The sequence below is a fragment of the Bradyrhizobium sp. WBOS07 genome (assembly GCF_024585165.1).
In the GTDB taxonomy this organism is placed as follows: Bacteria; Pseudomonadota; Alphaproteobacteria; order Rhizobiales; family Xanthobacteraceae; genus Bradyrhizobium; species Bradyrhizobium japonicum_B.
Genome location: NZ_CP029008.1, coordinates 3,319,329 through 3,334,714, shown reverse-complemented (window position 1 = coordinate 3,334,714; position 15,386 = coordinate 3,319,329). Strand labels below are relative to the sequence as shown.

Here is a 15,386-nt window from a genome sequence, read left to right as displayed (position 1 = left end):
AGGTCTGTACACAGGGCGTCAAACAGTTTGGCCACGGGCCGGGGAGGGGTGGGGATACACCTTCATTCCGGGATCGGAAGGCCGACATGGACAGGCAGGGCTTTCCCAGGGCCCTGCCTTTTCCTTTTGTGCACTTGCGCAAGGCCGGGAAAGGCGACTATCTGCAGGTGGATCGCTCCAATCGCCTGAAAGCGAAGCTGCCTTGGATTCCCCGCACGATTCGTCGCAAGATCCTCCGCTCGACCTGCCAGCCGCCCATGAGGAGGCTCCGCACGAGCCGGTGCTGACGCTGCCACCGGCGCTGACCGCCTATATCGTCCTGCTGGCGGTGATCCATCTGCGGGTGCTGCTGCCGCCGGAATTCGAGAACTGGACCATCGACGTCTTCGGCTTCATCCCGAAGCGCTACGATTCCTCCCTGCTCAATCTGGAGATCCCCGGCGGGACCGGGGCCAAGGTCTGGACCTTCGTCACCTATTCGCTGCTGCACGCCAATCTGACCCATCTCGGCTTCAACGTGCTGTGGCTGCTGCCGTTCGGCAGCGCGCTGGCACGGCGCTTTGGCGCCGTCAGGTTCTTCCTGTTTCTGGCGGTGACGGCGGCAGCCGGCGCGCTCGCCCACCTCCTCACCCATGAGCACGCGGTGGCGCCGATGATCGGCGCCTCCGCCTCGGTGTCGGGCGCGATGGCAGCCGCGATCCGCTTCGCGTTCGTCCGCGGCAGCTTCCTGTCGTTCAACCGCTCGGACGCCGATACCGCGGCAAGGGTCCCGGCGCTGCCGCTGTTGCGGGCGCTGCGCGACGGGCGGGTGATCGGCTTCCTGGCGGTGTGGTTCGGCGTCAACATCATCTTCGGCGTCGGCGCGATCGGCATCGATGCCGAAACCACCAGCGTCGCCTGGCAGGCGCATATCGGCGGCTTCTTCGCCGGCCTGTTGCTGTTCGCCCTGTTCGATCCGGTGCCGCGCGTGCGAAACGATGCTGCGGATGCGTCATCACAGGACGTTTCAGACCGTATTTGAAGCGGCGCTTGCGGCGCGGCCCGAATTCATCCATCATTTGCGGGAAGAATGTTCCGAAGCTGCGAGCCGCTGGCGGCGATGCTTCGCAAAGCGCCCGAGCGTGAAACCGGCGCCAAACAAAACTGTTAGTTGAAGACTCGAAGACCAAGTTCGGACCGCCGAGAAGGCGGGCGGCTCGGATTCAGGGAGGCGACAATGACGGTACGTTCCATTCTCAACACCAAGGGCCACCAGATCGTAAGCGTCGAGCCCGACGTCAAGCTGGCCGCCGCGGTCAGGCTGCTCGGTGAGAAGAAGATCGGCGCGGTGCTGGTGATGAACCAGAGCCGGCTCGAAGGCATCCTGTCGGAGCGCGACATCGTCCGCGTGCTCGGCGAGCGCGGCGCCGGCGCGTTGGAAGAGCCGGTGGCTCAGGTCATGACCCGCAAGGTCGTCACCTGCAAGGAGACCGACACCGTCGCCGAGCTCATGGAGATGATGACGTCGGGCAAGTTCCGCCACCTGCCCGTGATCGACAACGGCAAGGTGGTCGGCCTGATCTCGATCGGCGACATCGTCAAGCGCCGCGTTCAGGAATACGAGTCCGAGCAGGAAGCCCTGCGCGACTACATCAAGACCGCCTGATCAGGCCTGCTCGTCCGCTTTCGGCGCGTGCCCCGCGGGCGCCGGCGCCAGCACATCGATCGCCTCCTGGATCGACTCCAGCGCGCGCTCGGCGGCGCGCGCACCGTGGGCGATCAGCTCCTCGGAGCGATGGAAGTCGAACCAGCCGAACTGGCCGATCCGCGGCGAGATCAAGAGATCCGGGGGATCGCCGGCGAGGCGGGCGCGCGTGATACGGTCCTGCATGATGTTGAAGGCGTCGACCATCACCGAGGAGATGCCGGGCCGGCCGTTGCCGCCGAAAAATTCTCGCTTCATGGTCTTCTCGGGCGAGAACAGCCGCGGGAATCGCCGCTTGGTCGTCGGCTCCTCAACCTCCGGCGCGACCTGAGCCGGCACGGCGCCATGCGCATGAATGGTCGTGGAATGGGTGAAGATGTCGCTGGAAAGATTTGCGGCGATGACGATTTCGGCGCCGAGCGCGCGGGCGGCGGACACCGGCACGGGATTGACCAGCGCGCCGTCGACCAGCCAGCGGTCGCCAATCAGCATGGGCTGGAAGATCCCGGGCAGGGCGTAGGACGCGCGCATCGCATCGACCACGCGGCCACGCGTCAGCCAGATCTCGTGGCCGGTGCGCACTTCGGTCGCGACGCTCGCGAACTTGATCGGGAGGTCCTCGATCAGGATCTGTCCGATCGCGTCCTCGAGTCGGCTTGCCAGCTTCTCGCCGCCGAGCAGGCCGGAGCCGTTGAGACGAATGTCGAGATAGCCGAGGATGTTGCGCATGCCCTGCAGGCTGCGCCCCCAGTCTTCGAACGTATCAAGCCGGCCGGCCGCGTGGAGACCACCGGCGACGGCGCCGATGGAAGTGCCGACCACGACATCGGGCACGATGCCGTTGGCAAGCAGGGTCCGGAGGATGCCGATATGGGCAAAGCCGCGCGCCGCTCCGCCGCCGAGGGCAAGGCCGATGATGGGACGGCGGGTGGGGCCAAGGCCAATCTTCTCACCGTTCGAGCCGTTTGCGCCGCGCCCCTTCAAGATGTCCAGCACCGAAACTCTCCTACGCCGGGGCCAAAGCTGCGGCCAGGCCCGTATCGCCAGACTAGGCACCGCACTCGCACTCCGCCATCCCGGGCGCGAAGCATGGTTTATGCCGCTTTGGACAGGGCACCGGGCAGGAGTAAGGCGAGGGGCGTTGCCTCAGGACTAATCACGCAGGCGTCAACCGGGTTCCACAGACCGAACCGGCACCGTATTTCCTGGGGTTTCACAGGCTTGAATTTGCCGCGTTTTCGGTGAAAAGCAGGTGGCATGACACGCGGGGGTGACGGCATCATCGGATGGCGGCGCAGCATCAGGCTGCTGCCGGCGCTGATGCTCGTCGCGGCCCTCGTTACCTCAGGCCAAGACACTGCGCAGGCGCAGCTTTTCTCCGATCGTCCGCCGCCGGTCCCGCCGGCTTCGGTGCCCGACCCCGGCGGCGCCGTCAGCCTGGCGCCGCCCTCCGGGCCAGGCGCCGGTCCTGCGAGCCTGCCGCCGAGCCTGATGCAGCCGGCCACGCCGAGCATGCCGCCGCCCGCCCTCACCACCGTGCCGCCGGCCGCGCCGCTCAATGCGGCCGTGCCCGGACAAGGCGTGCTGTCGCTGAGCGCGAAATACGGCAAGGACACCCCGGCGATCACCAGCGGCCTGGTCTGGCGTGTGTTTGCCGACCGTCCCGACGAGAACGGCACCTTCAAGCTGATCCGCGAGGACCGCAACGCCTCGCCCAACATCGTGCTGCCGCCGGGCAATTACGTCGTGCACGTCGCCTTTGGCCTGGTCAGCGCGGTGCGCACCGTCAGCCTGAAGGCCGAGACCGACCGCGAATCCTTCGTGCTGCCGGCCGGCGGCCTGCGCATCGAGGGCCGGGTCGGCACCAGCCGGATTCCGCAGAACCAGATCTCGTTCGCGATCTACAAGGGCAGCCAGTTCGAATCCGGCGAGCGCGCCTCGCTGGTGCCGAACGTCGCCGCCGGCGACGTCGTGCTGATCCCGGAAGGCACCTATTACATCGTCTCCAATTACGGTGACGCCAACTCGGTGGTGCGCTCGGACATTCGCGTCCAGGCCGGCAAGCTCACCGACGTCACCATCACCCACCGCGCCGCCGTGATCACGCTCAAGCTGGTCAGCGACAGGGGCGGCGAGGCGCTCGCCAACACCGCCTGGTCGGTGCTGACCCCGGGCGGCGACGTCATCAAGGAATCGATCGGCGCCTTTCCGCGCGTGGTGCTCTCCGAAGGCGAATACCGCGCCATCGCCAAGAACGAGGGCAAGGTCTACGAGCGCGGCTTCAACGTCGTGAACGGCGTCGACGGCGAGGTCGAGGTGGTCGCGCGGTAGGGTCTGGGCGGCGATGCCGCCCGGCCGGACGCTGAACCGATTCCCCTCGCACGGCGCTTCTCATTCCGTGCACCATCGATCCGTCTCCTGTTACCGCTCGTCCGGCGCGCTGGTGCAAGGAGGCTCGTCGGCAGCAAATCCAGCAATTCTGTTTTGAATGATTCTCAGCGCTCCAGGCTTCGCCGGGAGTTCATAAACACCGGCACCGCCGGCTTATTCCTGACGCCTCGCGGATTCGCCACAGCCGGTGGAAGATACCGATTTCCGATCATCAATCTTGTTCTCTTTCCATCCCGCTGGGTTATATGTCGGGCCTTCCGTCCAACGGGGAAGGCCGGCGCAGATTTGTGAATCTGCGAGACCGGCAGGGGAGCAGGGGACCAAGCTCGTCGGCATGTTCGAAGTGATCCTGACCAGGCGCAAGCGGTTCGGCTGGCGATGGCGTGTGTGCGACCAGTCCGGCAAGATTTTTGCCGATGGTTTCGAGCGCACTCGGCCGTCGGCGAAATACCATGGCGAGCGCGCGTTGTTCTTCCTGTTGTCGCAGGCCTATCTGCGCAACCGCTCGGCGGCCTCCAGCGAGGATTGACAGCCGGGGCGCAGCTGCCGACGACCGGCTTCACCTCAGATGTCGACGACCAGCTTGCCGTTCGCCGCGTGATCGCGGATCAGCTCATAGGCATCGCCGACGCTCTCCATCGTAAAGCGCCTGGGATCGAGCAGCGGCACGAGCTTGCCGGCTTCGACGAGGCGAGTGGCCTCCGTCATGATGTTTCCGTGGTGCGCGCGGCCTTCGCCCGACAGCAGCGGCAGCAGCGTGAACACGCCGGAATAGGTGGCGGCGCGGAACGACAGCGGGGCAAGCGCGTGCGTGCCCCAGCCCAAGGCACTCACCACATGACCGAAGCGGCGCACCGCTTGAAAGGAGGCGTCGAGCACCTTGCCGCCGACGGTGTCGTAGACGATATCGAAGCCGCGGCCGCCGGCATGCTGCGCAACGTAGGCTTCGATCGGGCTGTCGCGGTCGATGAACACCGCGCCAAAGGCTTCGATGGTGCCACGCTGCGACGCCGAGCCCGTGGCGAACACGTCCGCCCCGAAAGCGCGCGCGATCTGAATCGCGACATGACCAACGCCGCCCGCGCCGCCGTGGATCAACACCTTCTGGCCCGCCTTCAGGCCGGCGCGGTCGATCAGGCCCTCCCAGGCCGTGATGACGATCAGGGGCAGGGCGGCAGCCTCCCGCATGCTGAGATTGGCGGGCTTCAAGGCGAGAAGATCGGCATCGACCGCGGCGAATTCGGCCAGCGATCCCGGTACGCCGCCGACCCCTCCGGTCATGCCGTAGACCTCGTCGCCCGCCTTGAACCGCGTCACCTCGCTCCCGCTGCGCTCGACGATTCCGGCCAGATCAATCCCGGGAATTGCCGGCAGCGGATGGCGCGCATGCGCGGCCGTACCGGCATGAATCTTGGTGTCGAGCGGATTGACCCCGCTCGCCCGCACCCGCACCAGCACCTGGCGCGGTCCGATCTCGGGTCGGGAAATCGTCGAGAGGCGTAAGGGGCCGTTGTGGGCCTCCAGCACGCCGGCACGCATCGTCGATCGCGTCATCATGACCGTCTTGCTCCAGTTGTCGGCGCCAATATGATCATGAATTTTTGCATGAAAAGGAACGATGCTGTACGATCCTCATACATTCTTGTATGGCTAGTGGTGTGGTGGACTGGAGCGATCTGCGTATTTTCCTGGCAATTGCCCGCGAAGGCACGCTCGGCGCCGCCGCGCGGAAGATCGGCCAGACCCAGCCGACGATGGGGCGGCGGCTTCGCGCGCTCGAAACGTCGCTGGGTCAGACGCTGTTCCAGCGCACGGCGGACGGCTTCGTGCTGACCGACGAGGGCACGGCCGTGCTGCGTCACGCCGAGCGGATCGAGGACGAGGCGCTTGCGCTGGAGCGTCAAGCGTCCGGTGCGACGACGCAGCTCGACGGGCTGTTGCGCGTGTCTTCGTCGGACTGGTTCGGCACGGTGATGCTGTCGCCGGTGATCGCCGCGTTCGGCAAGCGTCACCCCGCCGTGACCGTGGAGCTGCTGACCGATGCGCGGCTCTACAGCCTGCCGCGGCGCGAGGCCGATCTGGTCTTCCGCATCAAGCCGTTCAGCGAGCCCGAGGTGATCTCCAGAAAGCTGCTGCACATTCCCTACGCGCTCTATGGCAAGAAGGGCAGCAAACCGCCGCGGGCGGGGGGCGGCAGCGGTATTCGCGTCGTGACCATGAATGCCGAATTCGCGGAGATGCCGGACGCGGTCTGGCTGAGGCGCATGCTGCCGAATGCGGACGTCGCCTCGCGCAGCAACAACAGGCAGGTGCAGGCCGAGCTTTGCGCGAGGGGTGGCGGCCTTGCCGTGCTGCCGCGGCCGCTCGGCGACAGCGATCGCCGTCTGGTCGCGCTCGACATCGGCACGCCCCCGCCCGGCCGCGACACCTATGTCGGCTATCATCGCGACCTCAAGCGCCTCGCTCGTCTGCGTGCGCTGCTCGATCTCGTGATCGAGCGGCTGGCAGGACCGCCGTCGTAGCCGCCCCATCAGGACTACAAGACCTTGCGGTGCCCGGCGGGCGAAACACACAACTGATCGGTCAATCCGCGTCGCCGAAAATATTCCGCTTTACCGAATTTCGGAAATGACGTATGTGTCGCGCAACCCGGCCCAAGGAAGAGGGGCGTATCGCGATCGTCACGAACGCGGGCCGGGCGGCGGTGGACGCCGATGGCATCGGCGCGACGGGTCTTGCAGGGCGGTCAACCGTGAGCAAGGCCGTCGCGCATACGACCGGTGCAATCGGCGTACGGCAAAATCGTGTGGTCCTGGCGCCCGGGGTCTGTGCGCCAAGTGTTGCGGTGATGTGGCGGCCCGACCGGGCCCGCGCATCGATCAGCCGCAAGGCGACGGGGGCAATAGTGCAACGCTCCCCGGGGAGAGCACGACATAAGCCGTCAAACCACTGCGCAGGGAAGGCCGGGATGTCCCGGTTGCCCTGTTCTCCGCTATGCAGCAGCACACGCAGTCTGCCCTTGGCATGGCGGTCCATGGGAGCCACCGGCTCCCGGCCTTCCCTGCGCCTTCTTTCAATTCAGAGGGCGAAGCAACACGCAAAGCTCGGGCGAACAAGCCGCGAGGATGCGATCCCATGTCAATCATTCACCGCTCTCGTGCCCCGGACGCGGCGCAGCACGAAGTGATGCGCTGCTGGGCCGGGGCCCATGCAGCAGCGAATGCCGTGGCCTGCTGGGTCCCGGCTCTGCGCAGCAACGCGAAGAGCGTTGCAGCGCGTCCGGGATACGACGCATCGCCTTCGCACCACCGTCACAGTCGCTAAAGCGCACTAACCAACACCCGACTTAAAACTGTCATAATCGCCGAACGGAACCCGCGCTTGCGCGCTCTTTACATGTCGTTAAGTGCGCCTGCATTGGATGCGCCGGCAAAGTGCGTTGGGGACTGCCATGGATGCTGCGAGGAAAGTGCCGGGAAAACCGGCCGCCGAAATGTTCGACGACATCCCGGTGCTTCAGCGCAAATGGCATGCCGCGTTGAAGCCGGGCGACCGGCTGCCGCGCTACGAGGACGTCATGCTCGGCAGTCTTGGCCGGCTCGCCGATCACATCGCGATCTTGAAGAACGACGGCGCGCTCGAACTGTCGCGGAGTGGACGTTACGTGCAGAAATGGCTCGGCGATGAGCGCTGGGACATTGCCGTCGCCGAATTGTCGCCGGATTGCGCCACGGCGCTGTCGGAAGCAGCGACCAGCGCGCTTGCCAACGGGCGGCCGCACCGGGCCAGCGCGCATTGCGTGCGCGACGGCATGGTGCGGACCTACGACGTGCTGGCGCTGCCGACGGCCTCGCGCTGGGGCGCCACGCTGGTCGGCGCCTATGTCAACGAGCGCGGCGCGCAGTACAATCTGCTGGACGCGATCTTCGCCTCGACCGACGACGCGGTGATCTCGCTGGCCACCTTGCGCGATGCCGGCGGCAAGCCGTTCGATCTCCAGGTCGTGCATCACAACAACAGCGCGAGCACGCTGCTGAAAGTCGCGACCGGCAGCCTGTTGTGGCGGCGTATCGGCGAGGGGGCGACGCTGCTGGCCCTGCCCGAGATCATGGACTTTCTGCTCAAGACCCTCGCCGGCGGCCGCGGCGAGCAGCTCGAGATCGAGAGCGAGGGCCGGCACCTCCGTCTCGGTGCCACCGCCTTCGCCGACGTGGTTTCGCTGACGATCTCCGATGTCACCGCGCTGAAGCGGCGCGACGCCTCCTTCCGCCTGCTGTTCGACAACAACCCGATGCCGATGTGGGTGTTCGATGCCGAGACCAGGCAATTCCTCGGCGTCAACGACGCCGCGGTCCAGCATTACGGCTACAGCCGCGCCACCTTCCTGCGCATGAAGCTGCACGAGATCTGGCCGGAGGACGAGTGGGACAGCCACGCCGAGGCGCTCGAACGCCTCGGCGAAGCCTATCATTCCTCGCGCAACTGGCGGCACCTGCGCGCCGACGGTAGCGAGATCGAGGTGCTCACCTTCGGCCGCCGCGTCGCCTTCGACGATCGCGACGGTTATCTGGTCGCGGTGGTCGACATCACCGAACGGCGCAAGGCCGAGGCGCGCATCGCGCACATGGCCCACCATGACGGCCTCACCGACCTGCCGAACCGCGAATATTTCCGGGAGCGGCTGAAGCAGGCCCTGGATCAGGCCGGGGACAAGCGCGTCGGCGTGCTCTACATCGATCTCGACCTGTTCAAGAACATCAACGATTCCTTCGGCCATCCCGTGGGCGACCGCCTGCTCAAGGAGGTCGCCGGACGCCTGACCAAGGCGGTCCGCGGCCCCAATCTGGCGGCCCGGCTCGGCGGCGACGAGTTCGCGGTGATCCTCGGCGCCGACGTCTCGCCGAACGAGGCCAGCGCCTGCGCCGGCCTGTTGATCGACATGCTGAAGGCGCCTTATGCCATCGACGGTCAGGAGATGGTGATCGGCGCCAGCATCGGCATCGCGCTGTCGCCCGGTGACGGCACCACGCCCGAGGAGCTGATGCGAAATGCCGACATGGCGCTGTACCGGGCGAAGTCCGACGGCGGCGGCGTGCACCATTTCTTCGAGCGCGAGATGGATCTGCAGGCGCAGAAGCGCCGCGACATGGAGCTCGACCTGCGTCGTGCGTTCGCCAATGGCGAGTTCGAGCTGCACTACCAGCCGCTGGTGACGATCGCATCCGACCGCATTTCCGGCTTCGAATCGCTCTTGCGCTGGCGTCATCCGGACAAGGGCATGATCTCGCCGGCGGAGTTCATTCCTGTCGCCGAGGACATCGGCCTCATCACCCAGTTGGGGGAGTGGGTGCTGCGCGAAGCCTGCGCAGAGGCGGTCAAATGGCCTGGCGACATCAAGGTCGCGGTCAATCTGTCGCCGGCGCAATTCCGCAGCCGCAACCTGGTGCAGGTCGTGATCTCGGCGCTGGCGCAGTCCGGCCTGTCGCCGCGACGGCTGGAGCTCGAAATCACCGAGTCGATCTTCCTGGCCGAGACCGATGCCAATCTCGCCATCCTGCATCAGCTGCGCGAGCTCGGCGTCGGCATTTCCATGGACGATTTCGGCACCGGCTATTCCAGCCTGAGCTATTTGCGCAGCTTTCCGTTCGACAAGATCAAGATCGACCGTTCCTTCGTGAAGGATCTGGCGGAGCGGCCCGATTGTGGCGCGATCGTGCGCGCGATCTCCGGCCTCGGCCGCAGCCTCAACATCACCACGACTGCGGAGGGCGTCGAGACCGAGGACCAGCTCGATTGGCTGCGCGCCGAGGGCTGCAACGAGGTGCAGGGGTTTCTGTTCAGCGCGGCGCGGCCTGCGGCCGAGATCGCACGGCTGCTCGCCGATTTCGGTCGGCGCGCCTCACGGGCGGCGTAGCGCCTCGGGATAGCAATCGTAGACCAGCGCCTTGAACGCGGGCGTGATGCGGCCCCGCTCGGTCTGGGTCTGCTGCATCATGACGTAGACCATGTCGAGCTTGGGATCGACGCCGAAATAGGTGCCGCTGCCACTGTCCCATTTCAACTCGCCGAGCGAGCCCGGCGGCGGCGGTTTTGCGTTGCCGGGATCGGTCCGTACCGCAAGGCCATAGCCATAGCCGAAGCCGTCGCCCGGAAAATAGAAGTAATCGCGTCCGACGCCGGAGCCGGGTCCGATGTGATCCGTCGTCATCGCCTTGAAGGCGGCCGGGCTCAGATAGCGCTTGCCGTCGAATTCGCCGCCGTTGAGCAGCATCTGCGCGAAGCGCTGATAGTCGGTGATGGTCGAGAGCAGGCCGCCGCCGCCGGACTGCCACTCGGGATGGTCGAGACGCTCGCGCTCGCCGGCGAGCAGGATGAAATCGTTCGGCAGCGGCCGCGCCATCCGCGCCAGCTCGGCCTCCGTCGCCAGCGCGAACCTGGTGCTGGTCATGCCGAGCGGATCGAAGATGCGTGCTTTCAGGAATTCGTACAGCGTCTGGCCCGAGACGATCTCGATGACAGCGCCGAGCACGTCGGTGGAATGGCCGTAGCGCCACAGCGTTCCAGGTTGCCGGGCCAGCGGCAGTTCGGCGATGCGATCGGCGAATTCCCTGTTGTTGAAGTGACCCCTGAAAATGTTGGCCATCTTGTAGGCGTGCTCGACCCACTGGCTGCCGATGTAATCGTAGCTGATGCCCGAAGTATGCCGCAGCAGATCCTCGATGTTGACGGGGCGGTCCGGTGGGTCGAGGTCCAGCTCGACCATGCCGCCGGGCAGGGTCACCTCGCGGCCCACCTTGGTCCCGGCGAACAGCGGGACGTAAGCCGACACGGGGTCGGTGAGCGCGAGCTTGCCCTCGTCGATCAGCATCATCGCGCCGAGGCACGTGATCGGCTTGGTCATGGAATGGATGGCGAAGATCGTATCGGGCGTCATGGCGAGGCCCGTCCTGGTGTCGCGCACGCCGAAGGTCTTGAGGTAGACCGGCTTGCCGTGCTGCTGCACCAGGATCACGGCGCCCGGCAGGCGGCCGCTCGCCACCTCGTTGTCGAAGAATGCCGTGATGCGGTCGAGCCCGCCCGGCGACGGGGCGGGGATGTCGGCGGAGCGGCCTTGCGCCGCCGTGCCGGCGAGCATCGCGGCCCCGACCAGAAATTCACGGCGTCTCATCGGGCCTTCCTCCCTCGGCGGGATCAAAGCCGCAAGATGCCGGAAGGGTCAACACGCCATCGACTAAAAACGCGTCACGATTTCCGAAAGGAACGGTCGCGGACGGTCTTCGCTCGGCTTGGTCGGCGTGCCGATATGGATGAAGCCGGCGAGCTTCTCATCCGGCTTGAGGCCGAGGCCGTCGAGCACGTCGCGATCGAACGCGAACCAGCTGGTCAGCCAGCAGGCGCCGTAGCCGAGCGCGGTCGCAGCGGTGACGATGTTCATGGCGCTGGCGCCCGCCGACAATTCCTGCTCGAACGCCGGCACCTTCGGGTGCGGCCTCGTGAAGCTGACGATGGCGATCACCAGCGGTGCATCCATCAGGCGCTTTCGTTCGGTCTCGACATCGGCCGCCGGCGCGCCGGGATTCTTCCGCGCAAAGACTTTTGCGATCACCTCGCCGGCGCGCTGGCGGGCCTCGCCCTCGAACACGATGAAGCGCCAGGGGGCCAGCTTGCCGTGGTCGGGCACGCGCGCCCCGATGGTGAGGATCGTCTCGAGCTCGGCCGGGGAGGGGCCGGGCCCGCTCATCTCGCGCGGCTTGACCGAGCGGCGCGTCTTCAGGAGTTCGATGGCGTCGGGCAATGCGATATCCTCATCAACGGGTCTGCGGGCGTGCCGTGCCGAGATAAGCATGCACGCCCGCAACCGGAAGTGAATTTAGAGCGATTTCAGGGATCAGAAGGCGCCACGCGCCCGCCGGACATCCGGCGGGGTTGCCTCGTCGACCAGCGCGGCGATCGCCTCGGCGGTCGTCATCACCTTTTGACCGTCGCTGCCGAGCCGGCGGACCGAGACCGAATGCGTCTCGGCCTCCTTCTTGCCGACCACGAGCAGCGCCGGGATCTTGGCCAGCGAGTGCTCGCGGACCTTGTAGTTGATCTTTTCGTTGCGCAGGTCGATCTCGACCCGCAGCCCGGCGCGCCGCGCCTGCTCCAATACCACCTTGGCGTATTCGTCGCCTTCCGAGGTGATGGTGGTGACCAGCGCCTGCACCGGAGCCAGCCAGAGCGGGAAGTTGCCGGCATAGTGCTCGATCAGGATGCCGATATAGCGCTCCATCGAGCCGCAGATCGCGCGGTGCACCATCACGGGCGGCTTCTTGCCGCCGTCATGGTCGATGTAGAACGCGCCGAACCGCTCCGGCAGGTTGAAGTCGACCTGCGTGGTGCCGCACTGCCAGTCTCGGCCGATGGCGTCGCGCAGCACGTATTCGAACTTCGGCCCGTAGAAGGCGCCTTCGCCCGGATTGATCTCGGTTTTGATGTGATTGCTCTGCGACTGGATCTCGCGCAGCACGGTGGCCATCACGCGTTCGGCGTGATCCCACATCTCGTCCGTGCCGACCCGCTTTTCCGGCCGGGTCGACAGCTTCACGGTGAGATCGCCGGTGAAGCCGAAATCGGCATAGGTCGACAGGATCAGGTCGTTGATCTTCAGGCATTCCTCGGCGAGTTGGTCCTCGGTACAGAAGATGTGCGCGTCGTCCTGGGTAAAGCCGCGCACGCGCATCAACCCGTGCATGGCGCCCGACGGCTCGTAGCGATGCACCACGCCGAACTCGGCGAGGCGCAGGGGGAGGTCGCGGTAGCTCTTCAGGCCGTGCTTGAAGATCTGCACGTGGCCCGGGCAGTTCATCGGCTTCAGCGCGAACCAGCGCTTGTCCTCGGCCTCGTCGCCGGCCGATTGCGCCGCGAACATGTTCTCGCGATACCAGCCCCAATGGCCCGAGGTCTCCCACAGCACCTTGTCGAGGATCTGCGGCGCGTTGACCTCGCTGTAATCGCCAGTCAGGCGGCGGCGCATATAGGCGATCAGCTGCTGGAAAATGGTCCAGCCCTTCGGGTGCCAGAACACGACGCCCGGGCCTTCCTCCTGGAAATGGAAGAGGTCGAGCTCGCGCCCGAGCTTGCGGTGGTCGCGCTTTTCGGCCTCCTCGATCTGCTTGAGGTAGGCGTCGAGATCCTCCTGCTTGGCGAAGGCGGTGCCGTAGATGCGGGTCAGCATCGGGTTGTTGCTGTCGCCGCGCCAATAGGCGCCGGCCACCTTCATCAATTTGAAGGCGTTGCCGACCTTGCCGGTCGAGGTCATGTGCGGGCCGCGGCAGAGATCGAACCAGTCGCCCTGGTAATAGATCTTGATCGGCTCGGTGCCGGGAATGGCGTCGACCAGCTCGACCTTGAACGCCTCACCCTTGTCGCGAAACACCTGCTTGGTCTTTTCGCGGTCCCAGACTTCCTTCGTGAAGGGTTTGTCGCGCGCGATGATCTCGCGCATCTTCTTCTCGATCGCGGCAAAGTCTTCCGGCGTGAACGGCTCGTTGCGGAAGAAGTCGTAGTAGAAGCCGTTCTCGATCACGGGGCCGATGGTGACCTGCGTGCCCGGCCACAGCGTCTGCACGGCTTCGGCCAGCACGTGGGCGCAATCGTGGCGGATCAATTCGAGCGCGCGCGGATCGTCGCGACCAACGAGCTCGATCCTGGCGTCGTCCTCGATGGGATCGTTGAGGTCGGTGAGCACGCCGTCGAGCGCCATCGCGACCGTGCGCTTGGCCAGCGACGGCGAGATGCCCTTGGCGATGTCGAGGCCGGTGATGCTCTTGTCGTATTCGCGCCGGGCGCCGTCGGGGAAGGTGAGGGTGACCTTGGCGGCGGGGGTCACGGGCTTGAGATTGGACAGGCTGTACTGGAAGCCGGACTCGGATTTGGGCTGATCGGTCATTGCTTTTCTCCTGAGGCTCACTCCTGCGAACGAGCGCAGGTAAGCGGGAACGAGCGATATATCAGGCGATTCGGCCTGCGCAATCCGGCAATTCCAAGAAAGTGGCGCGCAAAAGCCGAGACGGCGCTTCAACTATTTGGCCGCGTGCCCTTTGACTTGCCGCGGGGCTGCTCTACATGCAGTTGCATGAAAAATCCTCCCGTTGCCGGCCGTTTCGCGCCGACCGCCCTGATGCTCGGCAATCTGGTCACCGGCTGCTCCGTGCTTGCCCCCGCGGGCATGCTGCCGGAATTGGCTGGAGGACTCGATGTCAGCATTCATGCCGCCGGGCTGCTGATCACCTTCGGCGCGGTGACGCTGTGCATCGGCTCGCCGCTGACGGCCTGGCTCACCAGCCGCATCGAACGGCGGACGCTGCTCAGCGCGACGCTCGCCGTGCTCGCTTTGGGCAATCTCGCCTCGGCCTTTGCCCCCGATTACACCAGCCTCCTCGTCATCCGCCTCGTCATGCTCGCGGTCGGTGCGCTCTACACGCCGCAGGCCGCCGGCACGGCGGCGCTGATCGTCCCGGCCGAGCGGCGCGGCAGCACCATCGCCTATGTCTTTCTCGGCTGGTCGCTGGCTGCCGCCGTCGGTCTTCCGCTGATCACCTTCGTCGCCAGCCGCTATGGCTGGCGGGCAGCCTATGGCGAGATCGGCGTGCTCGGTTGTCTCAGCTTCGTGCTGTTGCTGCTGCGATTGCCGGCGGGCCTGCAGGGAGTGCCGGTGGATCTAAAGACCTGGCGTGACGTCGGCCGCGACACGACGATTCTGCTGCTGCTTGCGATCACCATGCTGCATATGTCCGGCCAGTTCGTTATCTTCACCTACATGGGCCCGCTGCTCAACAAGCTCACCGGCGCCGGCCCCGATGCGATCGGCACGGTGTTCGCGCTCTACGGCATCTGCGGTTTCCTCGGCGTCGTCATCGCCACCCGCATCGTCGACACCTGGGGGCCCTATCGGACCTCGCTGCTGTTCACCAGCCTGCTGCTGGCGGGGGTCACGGGCTGGGCGATCGGCGCCGGGACGCTTGCCTTCATGACGTGCGGGGTTGCGATCTGGGGCCTCGGCTTTGCCTCGACCAATTCGATGCAGCAGGTCCGGCTGGTCGCCGCCGCGCCGTCGCTGGCATCGGCGACCGTCGCGCTCAACACCTCCGTCCTCTATATCGGCCAGGCGGTCGGCTCCGCCATCGGCGGATTGTTGTTCGCCCGCGGACTCCTGCACACGCTCGGCTTCGTCGCCGTCGGTTTCGTCGCGCTGGCGCTGATCCTGGTGGTCCTGACCCGGCCCAATCAGGCCGCTGTCACGGCCTGACTTTCTCGCCTGGCGTGCGCA

Annotated in this window: 12 protein-coding genes; 7 read left to right on the top strand and 5 right to left on the bottom strand. The window is 66.0% G+C overall.

Features of this window, described 5'->3' with window-relative positions:
• Positions 1-202 precede the first annotated feature (202 nt).
• Together DCM79_RS15900 and DCM79_RS15895 are read left to right on the top strand one after the other, a co-directional pair.
• The gene (locus DCM79_RS15900) at positions 203-1,021 is read left to right on the top strand and encodes a rhomboid family intramembrane serine protease (RefSeq protein WP_257180646.1); all 819 of its coding nucleotides are present in this window, start codon (positions 203-205) and stop codon (positions 1,019-1,021) included.
• Positions 1,022-1,216: 195 nt separating this feature from the next.
• Entirely contained in the window at positions 1,217-1,645 is a 429-nt protein-coding gene (locus DCM79_RS15895; RefSeq protein WP_257180645.1) for a CBS domain-containing protein, read from the top strand.
• Here DCM79_RS15895 and DCM79_RS15890 read toward each other — a convergent pair whose 3' ends face one another.
• Entirely contained in the window at positions 1,646-2,680 is a 1,035-nt protein-coding gene (locus DCM79_RS15890; protein ID WP_257180644.1) for a patatin-like phospholipase family protein, read from the bottom strand.
• Between the two features lie 261 nt (positions 2,681-2,941).
• Between DCM79_RS15890 and DCM79_RS15885 the strand changes: the two genes are divergently transcribed.
• Together DCM79_RS15885 and DCM79_RS15880 are read left to right on the top strand one after the other, a co-directional pair.
• Positions 2,942-4,015: a hypothetical protein gene (locus DCM79_RS15885; protein ID WP_257180643.1), complete on the top strand. Its 1,074-nt coding sequence runs from the start codon at positions 2,942-2,944 to the stop codon at positions 4,013-4,015.
• Positions 4,016-4,409: 394 nt separating this feature from the next.
• Positions 4,410-4,604 carry a hypothetical protein gene (locus DCM79_RS15880; RefSeq protein ID WP_028137218.1) on the top strand — a complete coding sequence of 65 codons (195 nt, stop codon included), beginning with the start codon at positions 4,410-4,412 and terminating at the stop codon, positions 4,602-4,604.
• 35 nt (positions 4,605-4,639) lie between these two features.
• Here the strand turns inward: DCM79_RS15880 and DCM79_RS15875 are convergent, their stop codons facing one another.
• The gene (locus tag DCM79_RS15875) at positions 4,640-5,632 is read right to left on the bottom strand and encodes a zinc-dependent alcohol dehydrogenase family protein (protein WP_306556665.1); all 993 of its coding nucleotides are present in this window, start codon (positions 5,630-5,632) and stop codon (positions 4,640-4,642) included.
• A gap of 104 nt (positions 5,633-5,736) precedes the next feature.
• Here DCM79_RS15875 and DCM79_RS15870 point away from each other — a divergent pair, with 104 nt between their 5' ends.
• On the top strand, positions 5,737-6,597 hold the full coding sequence (locus tag DCM79_RS15870) for a LysR family transcriptional regulator (protein ID WP_257180768.1): 861 nt from the start codon (positions 5,737-5,739) through the stop codon (positions 6,595-6,597).
• A gap of 929 nt (positions 6,598-7,526) precedes the next feature.
• Positions 7,527-9,989, top strand: a complete 2,463-nt coding sequence (locus DCM79_RS15865; protein WP_257180642.1) for a bifunctional diguanylate cyclase/phosphodiesterase — start codon at positions 7,527-7,529, stop codon at positions 9,987-9,989.
• On the opposite strand, the gene DCM79_RS15860 is transcribed toward DCM79_RS15865, so the two are convergent.
• From DCM79_RS15860 to thrS, 3 genes are all read right to left on the bottom strand, one after another.
• The gene (locus DCM79_RS15860; RefSeq protein ID WP_257180641.1) at positions 9,975-11,243 is read right to left on the bottom strand and encodes a serine hydrolase; all 1,269 of its coding nucleotides are present in this window, start codon (positions 11,241-11,243) and stop codon (positions 9,975-9,977) included. The two genes, DCM79_RS15865 and DCM79_RS15860, sit on opposite strands and share 15 nt — an antisense overlap.
• A 63-nt stretch (positions 11,244-11,306) precedes the next feature.
• Complete coding sequence (locus DCM79_RS15855) at positions 11,307-11,870, bottom strand: nitroreductase (RefSeq protein WP_257180640.1); 564 nt, start codon at positions 11,868-11,870, stop codon at positions 11,307-11,309.
• A 93-nt stretch (positions 11,871-11,963) separates the two neighbouring features.
• Positions 11,964-14,006 carry a threonine--tRNA ligase gene (thrS, locus tag DCM79_RS15850; protein WP_257180639.1) on the bottom strand — a complete coding sequence of 681 codons (2,043 nt, stop codon included), beginning with the start codon at positions 14,004-14,006 and terminating at the stop codon, positions 11,964-11,966.
• 186 nt (positions 14,007-14,192) lie between these two features.
• Here thrS and DCM79_RS15845 point away from each other — a divergent pair, with 186 nt between their 5' ends.
• Positions 14,193-15,365 carry an MFS transporter gene (locus tag DCM79_RS15845; protein ID WP_257180638.1) on the top strand — a complete coding sequence of 391 codons (1,173 nt, stop codon included), beginning with the start codon at positions 14,193-14,195 and terminating at the stop codon, positions 15,363-15,365.
• Positions 15,366-15,386: the final 21 nt, after the last annotated feature.